At 31.9% G+C, this 483-nt stretch carries 1 pseudogene; it reads left to right on the top strand.

What is annotated here, in order from left to right:
* A pseudogene (locus BCT81_RS28150) lies at window positions 1-483 on the top strand (EAL domain-containing protein); the annotation flags it as partial.

Raw genomic sequence — 483 nt, 5'->3', positions numbered from 1 at the left:
TGATAGTTTAGCTCTACTTATAAAGACACTTAACCCGTTTAAGAGACTAAACTATAAAGCCTTTAGGTACCTAGATGATGCCATTATTATTTTGGTCGACTATCATGATGATATGTTGATTTGTCAGTGTATAGATGAAGTTTCTCGTCAAATTTCAAAGTACCACCTAATTATAGATGTGGGTATAAAAGAAACGACAGGGAACTGTTGTTCTGATATTCAACTATCGATTGCTGCGATGTTGGTAAACAGTGCTGAACAAAACGAAATTTATTGTCATTATGATTACTCTAAAATAGCTAAGAGTTATATGGATAATCGAGCTATAGAAAATTCAATCAATGAGTGTCTAATTAATGAAGAGTTTGATTGTTATTTTCAGCCTAAAATAAGGCTAGATAACAGTGAACTGTATGGTGTCGAAGTATTAGCTAGATTAAGTATTAGAAATCAGACTATTTCACCTGAAATATTTGTTCCAAT

The organism is Vibrio sp. 10N.261.52.A1 (genome assembly GCF_002876325.1).
Taxonomy (GTDB): Bacteria; Pseudomonadota; Gammaproteobacteria; order Enterobacterales; family Vibrionaceae; genus Vibrio; species Vibrio chagasii.
Note: the sequence above shows the minus strand (reverse complement) of the source record. Positions and strands in the feature narration are given on the sequence as shown.